Source organism: Bittarella massiliensis (ex Durand et al. 2017) (assembly GCF_009876955.1).
Taxonomy (GTDB): domain Bacteria; phylum Bacillota; class Clostridia; order Oscillospirales; family Ruminococcaceae; genus Bittarella; species Bittarella massiliensis.
This window is the reverse complement of sequence record NZ_WWVY01000007.1, coordinates 14,007-32,326: the sequence shown is the minus strand read 5'-3', so window position 1 is coordinate 32,326 and position 18,320 is coordinate 14,007. Positions and strand designations below refer to the sequence as shown.

Below are 18,320 nucleotides of genomic sequence, written 5' to 3'. Positions count from 1 at the left end.
GAAATATAATGCTTAAAAAATATTGGATAAAATGTCCGATTTGTAACGGAAAGACGAGAGTTCAAGTATTTCATAATACTGTATTAAAAGATTTTCCTCTTTTCTGCCCTAAATGCAAATTGACGCATATCATTGATGTAGAAAAATTAGAGATTGTAATCAAAAATACAGAAAAACAAACTTTTATTATTTAGAAGAAAGGATATAAAAATGAAACGTTTACCTAAATATACGCCTGCGGAAGTACGGAATGATCCATACGGATTTACTTACAAAGAAATGTCGGAAGTTATTGGCGAGAATGAAGCAAAAGCCTTATATGAAGAATTATATAAGCAATTACCACGCAAAAAAAATCTATCAATGTTGGTAAAAAATATTTGCAAAAGCAGTGATACTGAAAAGTATGTTTACGAACTGAAAGACAACAAATACATTGAAACGGTTTTTATCAAGCGGCGAGATGGTGGAACTGTTTGCGTGAGCACACAAGTCGGTTGTCCTGTTGGTTGTATTTTTTGTGAGTCCGGGCGAAATGGCTTTGTTCGTAATCTAACATCGTCAGAAATCGTACAACAGATTATATTGTTGCGTCGAAAAGTAAACCGTATCGTTTTTATGGGTATGGGAGAGCCTTTATTCAATTATGACAACTTGATAAAAGCAATCCATATTCTCCGAGATAGATATGGGCTCAACTTTCCAACCGACGGCATTACCATATCAACAGTTGGTCCGGTCGATCAATTAAAAAAATTGCGCGAGGAACATCTTAAAATTCAGTTGACAATATCTTTACACGCAGCAACACAATCTGCAAGAAATCGTATTATTCCTCACATGCGCATATATGCTATTGAAGATGTTGTTAAGCAAGCCTTATCCTATTCTGAAAGGCATAATCGCAAAATTGTCTTTGCGTATTTGCTTTTACCGGGTATAAATGACCGGCCCTCAGATGTAAGACAACTTGCAAAATGGTTTCGGGGCAAAAAAGTTATGATTAACGTGTTACAATACAACCCAACAAGCAATTCAAGAATTAAAGCACCACAGAAACGGGAAATAGTTGCATTCAAACATCAATTAGAGCAAGCAGGACTTGAAGTTACTATGAGAGTTTCTCATGGCAGAGAGATTAACGCGGCTTGTGGACAGTTAGCTAACACATATAATAAATTCAAAAAAAAATGATTAAAAGTGCCAGACGCATAGACGCAGAGCCGATAACGCATTAGGTCAAAAAACCTATGTGTTATCGGCTTTTTTATTTAATATTGCGCAAAAGCCGCTGTTCCCTATTATAGAATGGATTGCGGGTAGTGTATTAAAGTCGCCCTTTTTTAAGGATACGGCGGTATCGGGGAGGTATCGCCGTGTCCATTTTTATTTACTGTAACCCGCCTAATGCTTTGCGGTCAAAAAAAGCTATGCTCCGCAAGCGGGATATTCCGGCTATGAATGTGAACTGTCAATACATTTAGCTACTGCTTACATTTCCTTTGCGCCCGTCCGCGTCTTGCGGACGGGCGCATTTTGCTTTTTTCAACTTTTTTCTGAAAAGCGCACTCAAGAGCCATCTCCCGAACGGGTACGGAGCGAAAGGGGCAGAGAGGACAAGCCCTTAACTCCCGTCCTCTACTCCACGCGGGAAGGAGGTGAACTCTATGGAGCTATCTTCTTCCGACAAGGAAAGAATACAACATCAGTACGACGCATTAGCAAAGAAAACTTTGGTCGGCGAAGCGAAAAGCCACCGTCGCACTCTTGCGAAACGCGCAGCACGCGAAGTTACTTTTTCGGATTTGAGCGAAAGCGAACTCGCGCAGCTTTTCACAACGGACGAATACGAAAGCGATTATTTCCGTTTTCAAGTGTCCGGCTTTGATGTACTCGTCAAAAATGAACTGCTTGCCGAAGCCCTTAACGCTTTGCCCGAAAGGAAACGCGACATTATCCTTTTGTCCTACTTCTTGGATATGAGCGACGCGGAAATTGGCGAACTGCTGAATGTTGTACGCACGACGGTTTTCCGGCACAGGAAATCCGCGCTTGCGAAAATCAAACAGTATTTGGAGGGAAAAGCAGATGATGAATACCGTTAGGAAGTCTGAAAATCTGTTGCCGTTCCCTGTCATTTCCGCAGCGGCAAACGGCGACACAACCGCCATGTGCGCGATCTTGAAGCACTACGAGGGTTACATAGCGAAACTTTGTACCCGCACGCTGAAAGACGACGCGGGCAATACCTATTCCTATGTGGACGAGGAAATGCGTAACAGGCTGCAAGTGCGCCTTATTACCCGCACCCTTGCTTTTCATGTAGGATAATCTTTTAGCCCATGCGGGGAGCGTGTCCCCTTTCCACGCTTCCCGTTATGGGCTATTTGTCGTTCCGCAAAAGCATATCCGCTGTTGATGTGCTTTTGCAGGCCGACAAAGCCTATTGTTCTTTGACAAAGAAAGCGGCCTTTGGTGCGCAGCATAACAGGCAAACGGGTACATTCCGTCTGTACCGAGCCAGTCGGCGGGTACGCCATGACAGCTTTTCCCCATAGGGGAAAAGCCGAGCGAGAACTACCGCGCCGTAAAACAGGTTTAGCAGCTTGTGGGCGACGACATACAAGGCGGCACAATGATACTCCCGCGTTGAACACCCTCAAAGTATTGCGCGGCGCACCCATAAGCATGGGCCGGGGTGAAACTCCCGTGAGGTTGCAGCTAACAACCGCCCGTTTTTGCCTTTTGACGAATATAGTTTATCCATACAGGAAAAGGAGGTTTTTCTAATGGATAAAAAACAGACAATTACAACCGAACGCAAAATAGGGAAAATCACCTATCTTGTTCAAGCGTTGCCGAGTGAAAAGGCAACCGATACAATCCATAAAAAGATTGAGAAACTCATTGTAAAGGATTTGCAGAAAAAGCCCGGAAATCCGGGATTTTTAGCGTCCGAGTAGTGCATTAGGCGGCGGGATATGGTATAATGATAGCAACACATTATACCTGTTTATTCGGCTGTCGGAAAGGAGGACTAATGTTACAGTCGAATAAAATCACCGCCCTTTACTGCCGTTTAAGTCAAGAGGATATGCAAGCCGGAGAAAGCGGAAGCATACAGCACCAAAAAATGATACTTCAACGCTATGCGGACGAACACCATTTTTTGAACACAAAGTTTTTTGTGGACGACGGATTTTCCGGCGTGAGTTTTGAGCGCGAGGGGCTGCAAGCGATGTTGCAGGAAGTGGAAGCCGGACGAGTGGCGACGGTCATTACCAAAGACCTTTCCCGTCTTGGCAGAAACTATCTGAAAACGGGCGAACTCATAGAGATTGTATTTCCCGAAAACGGAGTACGCTATATCGCGATCAACGACGGAGTTGACACAGCGCGGGAGGATAACGAGTTTACCCCCTTGCGGAACTGGTTTAACGAGTTTTACGCCCGCGACACAAGCAAGAAAATCCGCGCAGTTAAACAGGCACAGGCGCAAAAAGGCGAGCGCGTCAACGGGGAATATCCATACGGCTATATCCCAGACCCGAACAACCGCCACCACCTTATACCCGACCCGGAAACCGCGCCGATTGTCAAACAGGTTTTCGCTATGTTTGTTAGCGGCGTGCGTATGTGCGAAATCCAAAAATGGCTTGCGGAAAACAAAGTCTTGACGATTGGAGCGTTGCGCTATCAGCGTACAGGACAGGCGCGGTATCAGCGGGCAATGATCGCCCCCTATACTTGGCCGGACAAAACGCTCTATGACATATTAGCAAGGCAGGAATATTTAGGGCATACCATAACCGCGAAAACTCACAAGGTATCCTACAAGTCGAAAAAGACCCGGAAGAACGAAGAAGAACAACGCTATTTCTTCCCAAACACCCATGAGCCGCTTGTTGACGAGGAAACCTTTGAACTTGCGCAAAAGCGGATTGCTACCCGCCACCGCCCGACAAAAGCAGCGGAGATTGATATTTTTTCCGGCTTGCTGTTTTGCGCTGGTTGCAGACATAAGATGTATTACCAACAGGGCGTAAATATCGAGCCGCGCAAGTTTTCCTATTCTTGCGGCGCATGGCGCAACAGGGCAAGGACAGGCAGCGAGTGTACCTCTCATTATATCCGCAAAAACGTACTTCTTGATTTAGTGCTGGAAGATATGCGGCGGGTTTTGCGGTATGTTAAGGAACACGAACAGGACTTTATCTGTAAAGCTACCGAGTACGGCGACATGGAAGCGAGAAAGGCATTAGCGCAGCAGCAAAAGGAACTTTTCAAAGCACAGGCGCGTATGACCGAACTTGACACGCTTTTCCGCAAGCTGTATGAGGACAACGCATTAGGCAGACTGACAGATGAACGGTTTGTGTTTCTAACTTCCGGCTATGAGGACGAAAAGAAATCCCTTGCCGCAAGGATAGACGAGTTACAACAGCAGATCGCAACCGTTACCGAGCGAAAAAGGGATATATCAAGGTTTATTCAGATTGTCGGGAAATACAGCGACATACAGGAATTGACCTATGAAAACGTCCATGAGTTTATCGACCGTATTTTGATACATGAATTAGACCGGGAAACCAACACCCGGAAAATCGAAATCCATTATAGCTTTGTCGGACAGGTTGATACCGAGCAGGAGCCGACGCAAGTTGTCAACCATGACCGCCGCAACATGGTAGATGTAAAAAGTATCGCTATCTAACCCCAGCAAAAGACAGCCCGGTCTCCATCTCCATCTGGCACTACTACAACGGCGCCCAGAAGCAGATGTTCGACGAGATGGTCACTGAGTTCAACGAGTCGGTGGGGGCCGAAAAGGGGATCGTGGTCCAGGCCTACAGCCAGGGCAGCGTCAACGACCTCACCGCCAAGGTGATGGACGCCATCGACAAGAAGGTCGGCGCCGAAGAGGTGCCCGACGTCTTTGCCGCCTACGCCGACACCGCCTACGAGATCAACCGCCGGGGGATGGCCGCCGATTTGAGCCAGTACCTCACCAAGGAGGAGCGGGACAGCTATGTCTCCGCCTACCTGGACGAGGGGGCCTTCAGCGAGGAGGGGAGCATCAAGCTCTTCCCCACCGCCAAGTCCACCGAGGTGCTCACCCTCAACAAGACCGACTGGGACAAATTTGCCGCCGCCACCGGCGCCAGCGAGGAGGACCTGCAGAGCTGGGAGGGGATCTGCAAGCTGGCCAAGAGCTACTACGAGTGGACCGACAGCCTCACCCCGGAGAAAAACGACGGCAAGGCCTTCTTCGGCCGGGACGTGATGGCCAACTACTTCATCATCGGCAGCATGCAGCTGGGGCAGGAGCTGTTCTCGGTCGAAAACGGCCAGGTCACCTACAACCTGGACAAGGCGGTGATGCGCCGCCTCTGGGACAACTACTACACCCCCTATGTCAGCGGCTACTTCACCTCCATCGGCCGCTTTCGCAGCGATGACGCCAAGACCGGCGACATCATCGCCCTGGTGGGCTCCACCAGCGGCAACACCTACTTCCCCACCGCCGTCACCCTGTCCGACGGCAGCAGCTATCCCATCGACGCCAAGACCTACGCCCTCCCCAACTTTGAGGGGACCAAGCCCTATGCGGTGCAGCAGGGCGCGGGGATGATGGTCACCAAGAGCGACGAGACCCGCGAGTACGCCGCCACCCTGTTTTTGAAGTGGTTCACCGAGAAGCAGCAGAACGTCCGCTTTGCCATCGGCTCGGGCTACCTGCCGGTGAAAAAGGACGCCAACACCGCCGAGGCCATTGGCGAGGCGGTGGCGACTTCCCCCGAGCCCATCTCCGAATTGATGGAGGAGACCCTCCTCACTGGGGTGGAGATCACCCAGAACTACACCCTCTACACCAACGAGGCGTTTGAAAATGGGACCGAGGCCCGGGCTGTGGTGGAAAAATCCCTCCAGCAGAAGGCCGTCACCGACCGCGAGGCGGTGAAAGCCCTTTTGGACGGGGGCAGCACCCTGGCCGACGCGGTGGCCCAGTACGACACCGACGAGAACTTCGAGAGCTGGTACCAGGACTTTTCCGCCCAGCTCGCGGCGCTGTAAGCGGGGCGCCGCCACCAAACCGGGGAAGGAGATGAGGGGATGAAGGCCGGTCGAAAAAGGAGCGGGCGCACCATCTTGCAGAAGATGCTGATCCCGGTCACCGCCATCGTATTGGCCCAGGCGGCCCTCTACGCCGTGGTCTTTTTGCAGGGCGGCGTCCTCTCTCACACCGATGCCAACGCCTACGACATCCTGGGGGAGCGCACCATCAACCGCCAGCTCTACCTGGAAAACGAGATGGTCCACCGCTGGTCCAACGTCAAGGAGCACGAGACCGCCATCCTCTCCTCGGTGGAGGAGACCCTGAAGGCGCAGGGCGCCACCCTGGGCGACATCGCCACCGACGCCGCCCTCAATGCCCAGATCCTCGACGGCCTCTCCGACAGCTTGGTCTATATGCTGCGCAAAAACGGGGTCACCGGGGCCTTCGTCGTCCTCGACGGCGTGGGGGTGCAAGGAGACGAGAGCGGCCAGTCCAGGGCGGGGCTCTACCTGCGGGACTTGGACCCGGTCAACAACTCTTCCGGCGTCTCCGACATCCTCATGGAGCGGGGGATGCCCACCACCTCCCGGCGGATGGGGATCCCGCTGGACAGCTACTGGCGGGCCGACTTCCTCTTCACCGGGGAGGAGGGGCGGGCCGACGAGCAGTTTTTCCTCGCCCCCCTGAACGCCGCCCGGGCCAGCACCAACCGCGAGAGCAGCAACTTCGGCTACTGGAGCCCGGCCTTCTCCCTCTCCGGCCAGGACGGGCAGGTCATCACCTACTCCATCCCCCTCATCGCCTCCGACGGCACCGTCTTTGGGGTGATGGGGGTGGACATCACCCAGAGCTACCTCACCTCCCTCATGAACTACGAGGAGTTGGGGGTGGACCACAGCGGCGCCTACATCCTGGCGGTCACCGACAAGGAGGGGCAGCAGTTTCAGACGGTCTTTTCCAGCGGCTCCCTCTACCAGGTGAAATTCGGCGTCAGCCAGGAAATCGTCGGGAAGAAGAGCGAGCACAAAAACATCTCCACCTTCACCCGCACGGGGGAGGGGGGGAAGAGCGACCTCTACGGCAGCGTGCAGCCCTTTTCCCTGTACAACACCAACACCCCCTTTGAAGGGCAGCAGTGGGTGCTCATCGGCCTCTGCGAGGGGGACACCCTGCTGCAGTTTTCGCACCAGATCCGCCAGATCATCTACCTGTGCACGGTGGCGGCCCTTCTGCTGGGCATCCTGGGGGCCGTCCTGGCCTCGCGGATGGTGGCAAAGCCCATCACCGCCCTGGTGCAAGACCTCAAGCGCAGCGACCCCAACAAGCCCATCAAACTCAAAAAGCTGGACATCGAGGAGATCGACCAGCTCACCATCTCCATTGAAAACCTCAGCAACGCCGCGGCCGAATCGGCCTCGAAATTCGGGCAGATCATCTCCACCACCAACATCCCGGTGGGGGTGTTCGAGTACGCCCCCCAAGCCCCCTCGGTCTTTTGCAGCACCAACATCTTCCCCATTTTGGGCTGGCCCCAGGAGGAACAGGTGGATGGCCGGCTCCCCCGCGAGGTCTTTGAGCAGCGGATGCAGGCGCTGCAGGAGTGCCTGGTGGAGGACGGGGAGGAGGGGCTCCTCTACCGGCTGCCCTCCGGCCCGGAGGGGGAGCGCTGGGTGCGCCTGACCTTCCTCAAAGAAGGGGGGCAGATCCTGGGCGCCATCACCGACGTCAGCAAGGACATGGCCGAAAAGCGGAAGATCGAGTACGAGCGCGACTACGACATCCTCACCAACCTCTACAACCGCCGCGCCTTTGCCGCCAACATGGAGCGGCTCTTCGAGACCCCCGAGGTGCTGGGTACCGCCGCCCTTTTGATGTGGGACCTGGACAACCTGAAGTTTGTCAACGACAACTACGGGCACGACAGCGGCGACCGCTATATCGAGGCCTTTGCCCGCTGCCTCTCGGCCTTCCTCTCGGAGCAGAGCCTGGTGGCCCGCCGCTCCGGCGACGAGTTCTACGTCTTCCTCTACGGCTACCAGAGCAAGGAGAAGATCCGCCAGATCATCCGCAAGGTGTGGATGCAGATCGGCCACACCACCTTCCCCCTGGCGGGAAAGGACTTCAAAATCCGGGTCTCCGGCGGGCTGGCCTGGTACCCCGACGACGCCTCCAGCTACGAGGATCTCATCCGCTACGCCGACTTTGCCATGTACAGCGTCAAACACAGCGAAAAGGGCAGCATTCAGGAATTTGAGCGCACCTCCTACCAGGCCGACTCCTTTTTGGTGCGCGGCCAGGAGGAACTCAACCGCCTCATCGACCACCGGCTGGTGCGCTTTGCCTACCAGCCGGTGCTGGAGGTGGCCACCGGCAGCGTCTACGGCTACGAGCTGCTGATGCGCTCCCAGGTGGAGGCGCTGCGCAGCCCGGTGGACGTGCTGCGCATTGCCAGGGCCCAGTCCAAGCTCTACCAGATCGAGCGCCTCACCTGGTTTGAGGCCATGGCCTCCTTCAGCCAGCAGGTCAAGGCCGGGCAGATCGGGCCGAACGAGCGGGCCTTTGTCAACTCCATCGCCAGCCAGAGCCTCACCGGTTCGGACATCACCGCCCTCGAGGACCTCTACGGCCCCTACCTGGAGCGGGTGGTGATGGAGATCACCGAGCAGGAGCCCTGGGACAACGAGCGCACCCGCTTCAAGATCCGCACCGCCAAGCGCTGGGGCGGCCAGCTGGCCATCGACGACTTCGGCTCGGGCTACAACAGCGAGTCGCTGCTCATCTTCCTCTCGCCGGACATCGTCAAGGTGGACATCGCCATCGTCCACGACATCGACCGGGATGGGGACCGCCTCAGTTTGCTGGAAAACCTGCTCTCCTACGCCCACAGCCGGGGCATCAAGGTGCTGGCCGAGGGGGTGGAGACCCGCGCCGAGATGGAGACCCTGGTCGCCCGCGGGGTCGACTACCTGCAGGGCTACTACGTGGCCCGCCCCCAGCTGGAGATCGCCCCCGTCGAGCCAGATGTCCTCCGGGCAATACAGGCGGCCCGGGAGAAAATACGGTGACACCCCTTTGCAGACGGGGCGGCTTTGGCCGCCCCGTTTGGTCACGGTTGGGCATCGGCGGGGAGGGAGTGGTGACAAAACCGCAGAGCGATGCGGTTTTTGGGCAACATTTCCCATCTGATTTTTTGCGCAAATAGGGGCGAAATGGCAGCGGTTTCCTTGTAAAGAGGGAGAATCTGTGCTACAATTGGGAACCGTCTAGAGAAGTATTTTGCGGGGCATTGCGCCCCTTTCCCCCGCGGGGGTCTGTGAAAAGAGGAGGAGAGAGGCGATGTTTAAAAAAATCGTGTCGGCGGCGGTGGCCTGTGCCATCCTGCTGGCCTTCAGCAGCTGCGGCGTCGACAAGGGCGCCGAGGGCAGCTCCGGCGGGCAGGAGGGCATTGCCCTGGCCGTGAATCGGATCGACACCAAGGAGTACATGGCCGCCCTCTCGGCCGACCTGGAAGAGGCGATGGCCGCCGAGGCCCAGGCGGCGGAAGAGGCCGAGGCCCAAAAGGCCGAGGAAGAGGCCGCCAAACAGCGGGAAGAGGCTGCCGCCAAGGCCAAGAAGGCGGCGGAGGAGGCCCAGAAGGACACCAGCAAGTACAAAAACGACAGCGCCCACAGCTACGAGGACCCGGGCAAGCAGGACAACCAGAAGCAGGAGAGCGAGATCGAGGACTCGGTGGTCGTTCCCCCCACCCCCGAACCCGCCCCTGAGCCCGCTCCCACCCCGAAACCCGACAACGGCGGGGGGAGCGCTTCCGGCGGGAACACCGAGCCCGCCCCCACCCCGGTGCTCAACGGCTGGCAGGTCATCGGCGGCAAGACCTATCTCTATGTCAACGGCAACCCCCTGACCGGCTGGCAGACCCTCGAGGGCATCAAGTACAAGTTTGACAACAGCGGCGTCCTCAAAAGCCGCTGGGGGGTGGATGTCTCCAAATACCAGGGCAATGTCAACTGGAGTGCGGTCAAGGCCGCGGGCTGCTCCTTTGTCATGATCCGGGTGGGGTACCGGGGCTACGGCACCGGCGCCATCGTCGAGGACCCCTACTTCCGCCAGAACATCGCCGGGGCCAAGGCCGCGGGGCTGAAGGTGGGCGCCTACTTCTACACCACCGCCATCAACGCCGAGGAGGCCGCTGAGGAGGCGGGCGTGGCCGCGGGCATCATCCGCTCCACCGGCTACAGCCTGGACTACCCCCTGGCCATCGACATCGAGTGCACCCAGGGCCGGGTGGCGGATATGACCAAGGCCCAGAATACCGAGGTGGTCAACGCCTTCTGCGCTGCCGCCAAGAGCCTGGGGTACCAGACCATGGTCTACGCCAACAAAAACTGGCTCTACAACAAGTTGGACACCAGCCAGTTCGGCAGCTATAAAATTTGGCTGGCCCACTACACCAACCAGACCGACTACTCCGGCCGCTACAACATCTGGCAGTACACCAGCGGCGGTTCGGTGCCGGGCATCTCCGGCAAGGTGGACATGAACGTGGAACTGCTGTAAAGTTTGCCTACATAATCAAACACAGGGTGCGGCCTGCCGGCCGCAGGGAACGAGCGCCAGGGGAGACCGCGGGGTTTCTCCTGGCGCTCCTCTCTGTGCCTCCGCCCGCCCCTGAGAGAGGAGCGCCAAATGGATACGCCGATCTTTTAAGAGCCTGTCATCCCGCCATTCCCTTGAAAAAGGAGGTCGTCTTTTGATGCTGGCTCCCATCTACCAGATTGCATAGCAGAGGCTATTGCAATCTTCCAAAAAATTGCTGAAATAGCCTCTGCACACCCGATTTTATCAAAATCAGGAGATGCAAGATGAGCTATTTTCCCCTTTCGGGGGCCTTTCGGATGGTCCCCACCGACACCTATACCATTGTGCGCGGCTGCGCGGGCTGCGGCGGCAAGAGCACCTACCGCTGTGCGGACAGGTTTCGCGTCAACGCCAACGGCAAGCGGCTGGACGTCTGGCTGATCTACCGCTGTGAGCGCTGCAAGCACACCTACAATCTGCCGGTCTACTCCCGCGCTTTGCGGGACGCCCTCTCCGCGGAGGAGTACCGGGCCCTGCTGGCAAACGACCCCGCAGCCGTGGCCCGCGTCGGGCGGGATCGCGCCCTCTTCCTCCGCTGCGGCGCCCAACTGGGGGGCGAACTGCCTTACCGGCTTTCGCGGCTGCCCGACCGGGTGGGGGAGGAGGGGCTGTGGGTGCAAAACCCCGGGCGGATACGGGTCCGCCCCGACAAGCTGCTGTCCCAGTGCCTGGAGATCCCCCGCGCCCGGGCCAAGGCGCTGCTGAAGGGCGGCGAAGTGGTCGCCGAGGCGACGGAGGACGGCTGGCGGTTCACATCCGCCCGCTGACCCGTTATATAGAGAGAGGCGTCCCGAGGGCCTGTGCCCCGGGACGCCTCTCTCTTTTCTGTCCGCCTCGCCGCCCCTCAGCCCTTGAGCCCGCGGGACTGGCGGTCCATGTCCTCGATGACGATGTCGAATATCTCCCCCAGCGAGGCGCAGTATTCCAGCACCTTCCAGGGCTCGTTGGTGTGAAAGTGGATTTTGACCAGGTCCTCGTCCCCCACCGCCAGCAGGCAATCCCCCTGAAAGTGGTCGGTGAAGTAGTCGTTTATCTCGTCTTCATCCAGGTTTTCCCCTTCCAGCAGCAGTTGGGTGTCGTATTTGAATGTGAGCACAGCAGGGCCCTCCCTCTCGTTTTTCTGCCCCTATTTTACCCGTTTTGGCGCCCTTTTGCAAAGAGAGGTCCCCCTTTTTTCAGTTCACCCCCCTTGCAAATACTTTGACATCAAAGTATAATGGGAGAAAACGGAAGGGGGGGAGCGGCCTGTGGAGAGAGACGCGCCCAGTCGCGCCGACTGGAGCCGGGACGACACCGTCAGCCGCATCAGCCGCACCCGGGCGGCGGCCAACGCCTTTTTGCAGGCCCGCCTGGCCCGGCTGGGGCTGGGGGGGCTGGCCACCTCCCATGGCGAGATCCTCACCGCCCTGCTGGCGCGGGGGGAGATGCAGATGGGCCAGCTGGCCGGCTGCATCGGCCGCGACCCCTCCACCGCCACCGCCCTGGTGAAGAAGCTGGCGGCCCTGGGCTACCTGCAGACCCGGCCCGCCCCCCACAGCAGGCGGGCGGTGCTGGTCTCCCTCACCCCCCAGGGGCGGGCGCTGGAGGAGGCCTTTTCGTCCATTTCGCAGCAGTTGCAGGAGAGCTACCGGGCGGGCATCGACGAGGGGGAGCTGGCGGTCTTTCGCCGGGTCCTCTCCCAAATCGAGGAGAACCTGCGCCGGGCCACAGAGGAGGAGTAAGAGTTGAAAGAGTACACGGGAGAGAAACGGCTGCAGGCCGCCGCCGGGAACGGGGAGGCGCGGGGCGTCTACAAGGTGGGGGAGCGGGTCTGGTTTATCGCCGGGTTCGGCGCCAGCAACGCCACCCTCATCGAAGGGGAGCACAGCTGCACCCTGGTGGACAGCCTCAACGACAGCAAGATGGCCGAGCTGGCCCTGGCCGAACTGGGGGAGCTGCTGGCGGCAAAGCCGGTGCACACCCTCATCTACACCCACCAGCACCCCGACCACACCGGCGGCGCCGGGGTGTTGGCCGCCGGCGCCCGCCAGGTGATCGCCCGCCGCCCCGACGTGCCGACCTACGGCCGCAGCGGGCAGCTGGGCCGGATCGGCGGGCTGCGGGGGGACCGCCAGTGGGGCTTCTCCCTCACCCCGGAGGAGGCTATCTCCATGGGGGCCGGCCCCCTGGGGGAGCGGGGGGGCAAACCCTGCCCCCTGCCGGTGACCCGGTGGATGGAGGGGACGGAGCTGGCCCTCGACCTGGACGGGGTGCCCGCCGTCCTCCTGGCCGCCCAGGGGGAGACCGACGACCAGACCTACCTCTGGCTGCCCGAGGACAGGGTGGTCTGCTGCGGCGACAACTACTACCAGTCCTGGCCCAACACCGCCCCCATCCGGGGCGGCCAGTACCGAGACGTGGCGGCCTGGGTGCGCTCTTTGGACAAACTGCTGACCCTCCCGGCCGAACACCTGCTGCCCGGCCACACCCGGGCGCTCCACGGGACCGCCGCCATCCGGGAGGAGATCGCCCTCTACCGCGACGCCCTCTCCTGGGTGCTGGACGAGACCCTGCGGCTGCTGGACGAGGGGCTCACCTTTGACCAGGTGGCCGCCGCCGTCGCCCTGCCCGAGCGGTGGCGGGGCCAGCCGGCCCTGGACGAGTTCTACGGCTCGGTGGCCTGGACGGTGCGGGGCATCTGCGCGGGCTATCTGGGCTGGTTTGACGGCGACCCCGCCGACCTCTCCCCCCTGGCCCCGGACGACCGGGCCCGGCGGGAGGTGGCACTGATGGGCGGCGCCGGGCAGGTGGCCGCTGCCGCCGCCCAGGCGCTGGCGGCGGGGGAGTGCCGGTGGGCGCTGGAACTCTGCCGGAAACTCCGCCTCGCGGGGGCGGAGAGCGGCGACTCCCAGGCCACCTGCCGCCAGGCCCTGACCGAGCTGGGCCGGCAGGATGAAAACGCCTGCGCCCGCCACTACTTCCTCACCTGCGCCCAGGAGCTGGAGGGGTAGGACCTCCCACCCCATCTGCGCGAAACTTGTTGACATTTCACCCGACAGTTGCTATACTGGGGTCGATCAAAAAGAACTGTGTCCTGTCACGGCTTCCTTCGATCCCCCTTTGCTGCGGTGTCAACGAAAGGCTAAAAACGACCGCCACTTGTGGGGGTCGTTTTTTTTTGTGCAGGACGCGAAAGAAAAGGAGTGTCTATATGGAGCAAACCAACCTCAAAGAGAACAAAATGGGCAGCATGCCCCTGCCCAAACTGATTTTCAGCATGTCCCTGCCGGCCATCTTCTCCATGCTGATCCAGTCGCTTTACAACATCGTCGACAGCATGTACGTGGCCCAGATCGGGGAGAACGCCCTCACCGCCGTCTCCCTGGCCTTCCCCATTCAAACCCTGCTCATCGCCGTGGCGGTGGGCACCGGCGTCGGCTGCAACTCGCTGATTTCCCGTCGGCTGGGCGAGCAGCGCCACGACGTGGCCTCCCAGGCGGCCAGCCACGGCCTGGTGCTGGCCCTTCTCTCCAGTGCGGTCTTTGCGCTGTTGGGCTTCCTCTTCGTAAAGCCCTTTTTCGCCGCCTTCACCGGCGACGCCGAGGTGCTGCAGATGGGCTGTGACTACGGCTACATCGTCACCATCCTCTGCTTCGGCTCCTTCCTGCAGATCGCCTGCGAGAAGGTTTTGCAGGCCACCGGCAACATGATCTACCCCATGGTCTTTCAGCTCATGGGCGCGGTGATCAACATCGTCCTCGACCCCATCCTCATCTTCGGCTACTTCGGGCTGCCGGCCATGGGGGTCAAGGGCGCGGCCATCGCCACCGTTGCCGGGCAGATCATCGCCATGCTCTTCAGCGTCTACATCCTCCTCACCAAAGACCACGAGATCCACATCACCTTCAAGGGCTTCAAGTTCCAGGGCAAGGTGGTGAAGGACATCTACAAGGTGGGCTTCCCCTCCATCATCATGCAGTCCATCGGCTCGGTGATGATGGTGGGCCTCAACGCCATCCTCACTAGTTTCTCGGGGGCGGCGGTCTCCATCATGGGGGTCTACAACAAGCTGCAGTCCTTTGTGTTCATGCCCATCTTCGGCCTCAACCAGGGGTTGATGCCCATCATGGGGTACAACTACGGCGCCCGCAACAAAAAGCGGCTGATGGGCACCCTGAAGATCGGCATGGGGGCCGCCTTTGCCATCATGGCCCTGGGCACCCTGCTCTTCAACTTCCTGCCCACCCAGCTGTTGGGGATGTTCAACCCCTCGGCCGAGATGAGCCGCATCGGCATCCCGGCGCTGCACATCCTCTCCATCTGTTTCCTGCCGGCGGCCTACTCGATGATCCTCTCCACCCTCTTTCAGGCCACCGGCCACGGCACCAGCAGCCTCTTCACCTCGGTTTTGCGGCAGCTGGTGGTCATCCTCCCCCTGGCCTTCTTCCTCAGCCGCTTCTGGGGGGTCACCGGGGTCTGGGCGGCCGTGCCCCTGGCGGAGATCGCCGCCATCGTCGCCAGCACCGTCATCTTCCGCAGCATCTACAGCAGCGAGATCCGCAACCTCGACGCCGCCTCCCTCTCCGCCGAGCGGGAGCAGCCCCAGGGCTGACCGGCTGGCTGTACCCTGTAAAAGGGCCCGTTTTCGGGTCCTTTTTTGTTCTTCTTTTTCATTTACCAGGATTGGAAAGATATTTCTCCGCCCCCAGAAGGCCCCTTGAAGGAGGGGAGAAACGACGGCTTTTTGGCCGCAAAAAGGGCGGCTCCAGGGGGGATTTGCCCCGCCTTTTTGCATCTTGCCCCCGGCAGGGCGCAGGTGGCCCGCCCCCGCCTTGAGCCGCGGGGCCAAACATGGTAGGATGAAACCCGGAGCGAAAGGGGAGAACTGATTTTGAAACTCATCATCGAGCAGTCGTTGGAACTGGCCGAGCCGGAGATCACCATCCGCTGCGGCCTCATCGACGAGCCGCTGCGCCGCCTCATCGAACAGGTGCGGCTCTACTCCTTCTCCATCACCGGGAGGAGGGGGGAGAGCAGCCGCATTTTTCGCCTGGAAGAGGTGTTCTACTTTGAGTCGGTGGACGAGCGCACCTACCTCTACTGCGAAAAAGAGGTTTACGAGTGCGACCCCAAGCTCTACGAGTTGGAGCGGCAGTTGGAGAACACCGCCTTTGTGCGGGTCAGCAAGAGCTGTATCCTCAACACCGCCCGGCTCGAAAGCGTCCGCGCCCTGGCCGGGAGCCGGATGGAAGCCAAGTTGGAAAACGGCGAGTCGGTGGTGATCAGCCGCCACTACCTGCCGGCCTTTAAAGAGAAATTCGGCCTGTAAAGGAGGGAAGACGATGTCGACATTCAAGCAGTATTTCACCTACGACTGCATTTCCTACACTATCTTGATGATGATCGAGTGCACGCTGGCGAGCGTGCAGGGCCACCGAGAGGGGATCGACGCCAACGTTGCCATCCAGATGTTTTTGATGACCAGCCTCATCTCGGTGGTGATGTTCCTCACCGACAAGATCCAGGTCGCCAGCTTCCCCCTGCGCGCCCTCATCGACGTGGCCGACATTGCCCTGGTGGTCTACCCCCTGGGGCTCTGGTGGGGCTTTTTCGAGGCGGATGCCTTCACTCTGGTGGGGATCTTTCTGGTCATCCTGACGGTCTACGCCGGGGTGGTGGGGGTCTCCCTCATCCGCGCCAAGAGCGACGAGGGGAAAATCAACCGGGAGCTGCGGGCCCGCAGGGAGAGAGGAGAAAAGCGATGAGCGAGATCATCGAGGTACAGGGGCTGAAAAAGCACTACGGCCCCATCGAGGCGGTGCGGGGGATCGATTTTTCGGTCCGCCGGGGCGAACTGTTTGCCTTTTTGGGGCAAAACGGGGCCGGCAAGTCCACCACCATCAGCATGTTGACCACCCAGATCGCCCCCGACGGGGGCCGGGCCGAGGTGGACGGCTGCCTGCTGGGGCGGGAGAACGGGGCCATCCGCCGCAAGATCGGGGTGGTCTTTCAGGAGAGCCTGCTGGACGGCCTGTTGAGTGTGGAGGAAAACCTCCTCGCCCGGGCGGCCCTCTACGGCCTGCGGGGGGAGCGGGGGAGAGAGGCGGCCCGGGCGGCCATGGCGGCGGTGGGGGCCCTCGATTTGAAGGACCGCCGCTACGGCCGGCTGTCAGGCGGCCAGCGCCGCCGGGCCGACATCGCCCGGGCCCTGGTGCACCGGCCGGAGATCCTCTTTTTGGACGAGCCCACCACCGGCCTTGACCCCCAGACCCGCAAGGCGGTCTGGGAGACGGTGCGCGCCCTGCAGCGGGAGGGGGGGATGACCGTCTTTCTCACCACCCACTACATGGAGGAGGCTGCCCAGGCCGACGCGGTGACGGTCATCGGCGACGGGGCGGTGCTGGAACAGGGCACCCCGGGGGAGCTGAAGGCCCGCTACGGGCGGGACAAACTCTACCTGAGCCCCCGGGACGCCGATGCCCTGGAAGGGGTGCTCCGGCAGATGGGCCTTGCCTACACCAAGCCCCGCCGGCGCTATCACCTGGCGCTGGGGAGCACCCTGGAGGCCATCCCCATCCTCGAGCGGTGCCGGGACCTGCTCGACGGGGCCGAGCTCATCGGCGGCACCATGGACGACGTGTTTTTGCAGATCATCGAAGGGGGGGAGCGGCCGTGCTAGCCATTGCCAGAAGGAATGTGAAACTCTTTTTCAGGGACAAGGGGGGCGTCTTCTTCTCCCTGATGTCGGTCTTTATCGTCCTCGGCCTCTACGCCCTCTTTCTCAAGAGCACCATCCTCGGCGGGGATCTGGCGGCGCTGGAGGGGGCCGGGCGGCTGGTGGACAGCTGGCTCATCGCCGGGGTGCTGGCGGTGGCGGCGGTCACCACCACCCTCTCGGGCTACGGGGCGATGGTGGAGGACCGGGCCCGCGGGGTGGACCGGGACTTCGCCGTCTCCCCAGCCAGTTCGGGGGCCCTGTTGGGGGGCTATATCCTCAGCGCCCTGGCGGTGGGGCTGGTCCTCTGCGCGGTGACCTTTGTGGCCGGGCAGGTCTACCTGGTGGCCGCCGGGGGTGAGCTGCTCACCCCCTTGCAGATGGCCCAGGCCCTGGGAGTCACCGCCCTCTCGGTGGCCGCGTCGGCGGCTATGCTCTACTTTCTCACCCTCTTCATCAAGACCCAGAACGCCTTCACCGGGGCCTGCACGGTGGTGGGGACCCTGGTGGGCTTCCTCACCGGTGTCTACATCCCCATCGGGACCCTGCCCAGCGCGGTGCAGGTGGTGGTGAAGTGTTTCCCCCCCACCCACGGCGCGGCCCTGCTGCGGCAGATCTTCACCGCCGGGCCGATGGAGACCACCTTTGCCGGGGTGCCGGCCGGACTGGTCACCCAGTTTAAAGAGGAGATGGGCATCTGCTTTGCCTGGGACGGGGGGACCTTCCCCGTCTGGGGGCACCTGGCGGTGCTGGCGGGGGGCGCAGTGCTCTTTGCCGGGCTCTCCCTGCTGGTGAAATGGTGCAGGAGAAGATAGAAAAAGGGCGCCGGGCAGGGGATTTCCCTGCCCGGCGCCCTGGGTGAAAGGCCCCCTTTGCAGTGGGGGAGCGCCCTGCAAGCGGAGAAGCGGTGTGAAAAGCGCCCGGTGAGTT

Annotated in this window: 18 protein-coding genes; 17 read left to right on the top strand and 1 reads right to left on the bottom strand. The window is 59.7% G+C overall.

Features of this window, described 5'->3' with window-relative positions; all coding sequences use genetic code 11:
* Positions 1–8 precede the first annotated feature (8 nt).
* The 10 genes from GT748_RS08880 (at position 9) to GT748_RS08835 (ending at position 11,463) form a co-directional block, all read left to right on the top strand.
* The gene (locus GT748_RS08880) at positions 9–194 is read left to right on the top strand and encodes a cysteine-rich KTR domain-containing protein (protein WP_003431289.1); all 186 of its coding nucleotides are present in this window, start codon (positions 9–11) and stop codon (positions 192–194) included.
* A gap of 16 nt (positions 195–210) precedes the next feature.
* The gene (gene rlmN / locus GT748_RS08875) at positions 211–1,194 is read left to right on the top strand and encodes a 23S rRNA (adenine(2503)-C(2))-methyltransferase RlmN (RefSeq protein WP_002584956.1); all 984 of its coding nucleotides are present in this window, start codon (positions 211–213) and stop codon (positions 1,192–1,194) included.
* Between the two features lie 473 nt (positions 1,195–1,667).
* On the top strand, positions 1,668–2,105 hold the full coding sequence (locus GT748_RS08870) for a sigma-70 family RNA polymerase sigma factor (RefSeq protein WP_002604474.1): 438 nt from the start codon (positions 1,668–1,670) through the stop codon (positions 2,103–2,105).
* Entirely contained in the window at positions 2,089–2,331 is a 243-nt protein-coding gene (locus GT748_RS08865) for a helix-turn-helix domain-containing protein (RefSeq protein ID WP_002604473.1), read from the top strand. The genes GT748_RS08870 and GT748_RS08865 overlap by 17 nt, the downstream gene beginning before the upstream one ends.
* A 458-nt stretch (positions 2,332–2,789) precedes the next feature.
* Entirely contained in the window at positions 2,790–2,963 is a 174-nt protein-coding gene (locus GT748_RS08860) for a transposon-encoded TnpW family protein (RefSeq protein ID WP_002604472.1), read from the top strand.
* A gap of 77 nt (positions 2,964–3,040) precedes the next feature.
* Positions 3,041–4,714, top strand: coding sequence for a recombinase family protein (locus GT748_RS08855; RefSeq protein WP_002604471.1), 1,674 nt, complete (start codon positions 3,041–3,043; stop codon positions 4,712–4,714).
* 65 nt (positions 4,715–4,779) lie between these two features.
* Positions 4,780–6,075, top strand: a complete 1,296-nt coding sequence (locus tag GT748_RS08850) for an extracellular solute-binding protein (protein WP_161213475.1) — start codon at positions 4,780–4,782, stop codon at positions 6,073–6,075.
* Positions 6,076–6,114: 39 nt separating this feature from the next.
* Positions 6,115–9,123, top strand: a complete 3,009-nt coding sequence (locus tag GT748_RS08845; RefSeq protein ID WP_021659862.1) for an EAL domain-containing protein — start codon at positions 6,115–6,117, stop codon at positions 9,121–9,123.
* 271 nt (positions 9,124–9,394) lie between these two features.
* Positions 9,395–10,615: a glycoside hydrolase family 25 protein gene (locus GT748_RS08840; RefSeq protein WP_073261284.1), complete on the top strand. Its 1,221-nt coding sequence runs from the start codon at positions 9,395–9,397 to the stop codon at positions 10,613–10,615.
* A gap of 305 nt (positions 10,616–10,920) precedes the next feature.
* Complete coding sequence (locus tag GT748_RS08835; RefSeq protein ID WP_021661324.1) at positions 10,921–11,463, top strand: DUF1062 domain-containing protein; 543 nt, start codon at positions 10,921–10,923, stop codon at positions 11,461–11,463.
* Positions 11,464–11,540: 77 nt separating this feature from the next.
* On the opposite strand, the gene GT748_RS08830 is transcribed toward GT748_RS08835, so the two are convergent.
* Entirely contained in the window at positions 11,541–11,792 is a 252-nt protein-coding gene (locus GT748_RS08830; protein WP_021661325.1) for a hypothetical protein, read from the bottom strand.
* Between the two features lie 151 nt (positions 11,793–11,943).
* On the opposite strand from GT748_RS08830, the gene GT748_RS15535 reads away from it, so the two are divergent.
* The 7 genes from GT748_RS15535 (at position 11,944) to GT748_RS08795 (ending at position 18,205) form a co-directional block, all read left to right on the top strand.
* Positions 11,944–12,417 (top strand): MarR family winged helix-turn-helix transcriptional regulator, encoded by a 474-nt coding sequence (locus GT748_RS15535; protein ID WP_021661327.1) that lies wholly within the window; start codon positions 11,944–11,946, stop codon positions 12,415–12,417.
* A gap of 3 nt (positions 12,418–12,420) precedes the next feature.
* Positions 12,421–13,686, top strand: coding sequence for an alkyl/aryl-sulfatase (locus tag GT748_RS08820; RefSeq protein WP_073261281.1), 1,266 nt, complete (start codon positions 12,421–12,423; stop codon positions 13,684–13,686).
* 200 nt (positions 13,687–13,886) lie between these two features.
* Positions 13,887–15,287: an MATE family efflux transporter gene (locus GT748_RS08815; RefSeq protein WP_021659060.1), complete on the top strand. Its 1,401-nt coding sequence runs from the start codon at positions 13,887–13,889 to the stop codon at positions 15,285–15,287.
* A 279-nt stretch (positions 15,288–15,566) separates the two neighbouring features.
* Entirely contained in the window at positions 15,567–16,004 is a 438-nt protein-coding gene (locus tag GT748_RS08810) for a LytTR family DNA-binding domain-containing protein (protein ID WP_021659061.1), read from the top strand.
* Between the two features lie 13 nt (positions 16,005–16,017).
* Positions 16,018–16,440, top strand: a complete 423-nt coding sequence (locus GT748_RS08805) for a DUF3021 family protein (protein WP_021659062.1) — start codon at positions 16,018–16,020, stop codon at positions 16,438–16,440.
* Positions 16,437–17,354: an ABC transporter ATP-binding protein gene (locus GT748_RS08800; protein ID WP_021659063.1), complete on the top strand. Its 918-nt coding sequence runs from the start codon at positions 16,437–16,439 to the stop codon at positions 17,352–17,354. The genes GT748_RS08805 and GT748_RS08800 overlap by 4 nt, the downstream gene beginning before the upstream one ends.
* On the top strand, positions 17,348–18,205 hold the full coding sequence (locus GT748_RS08795) for an ABC transporter permease (RefSeq protein ID WP_021659064.1): 858 nt from the start codon (positions 17,348–17,350) through the stop codon (positions 18,203–18,205). Before GT748_RS08800 ends, GT748_RS08795 begins: the two co-directional genes overlap by 7 nt.
* Positions 18,206–18,320: the final 115 nt, after the last annotated feature.

Bases quoted from the DNA above. Each gene is read 5' to 3' on its own strand.
- GT748_RS08880 (WP_003431289.1), top strand. From the start codon at position 9: ATGCTTAAAAAATATTGGATAAAATGTCCGATTTGTAACGGAAAGACG.
- rlmN (WP_002584956.1), top strand. From the start codon at position 211: ATGAAACGTTTACCTAAATATACGCCTGCGGAAGTACGGAATGATCCA.
- GT748_RS08870 (WP_002604474.1), top strand. From the start codon at position 1,668: ATGGAGCTATCTTCTTCCGACAAGGAAAGAATACAACATCAGTACGAC.
- GT748_RS08865 (WP_002604473.1), top strand. From the start codon at position 2,089: ATGATGAATACCGTTAGGAAGTCTGAAAATCTGTTGCCGTTCCCTGTC.
- GT748_RS08860 (WP_002604472.1), top strand. From the start codon at position 2,790: ATGGATAAAAAACAGACAATTACAACCGAACGCAAAATAGGGAAAATC.
- GT748_RS08855 (WP_002604471.1), top strand. From the start codon at position 3,041: ATGTTACAGTCGAATAAAATCACCGCCCTTTACTGCCGTTTAAGTCAA.
- GT748_RS08850 (WP_161213475.1), top strand. From the start codon at position 4,780: ATGTTCGACGAGATGGTCACTGAGTTCAACGAGTCGGTGGGGGCCGAA.
- GT748_RS08845 (WP_021659862.1), top strand. From the start codon at position 6,115: ATGAAGGCCGGTCGAAAAAGGAGCGGGCGCACCATCTTGCAGAAGATG.
- GT748_RS08840 (WP_073261284.1), top strand. From the start codon at position 9,395: ATGTTTAAAAAAATCGTGTCGGCGGCGGTGGCCTGTGCCATCCTGCTG.
- GT748_RS08835 (WP_021661324.1), top strand. From the start codon at position 10,921: ATGAGCTATTTTCCCCTTTCGGGGGCCTTTCGGATGGTCCCCACCGAC.
- GT748_RS08815 (WP_021659060.1), top strand. From the start codon at position 13,887: ATGGAGCAAACCAACCTCAAAGAGAACAAAATGGGCAGCATGCCCCTG.
- GT748_RS08805 (WP_021659062.1), top strand. From the start codon at position 16,018: ATGTCGACATTCAAGCAGTATTTCACCTACGACTGCATTTCCTACACT.
- GT748_RS08800 (WP_021659063.1), top strand. From the start codon at position 16,437: ATGAGCGAGATCATCGAGGTACAGGGGCTGAAAAAGCACTACGGCCCC.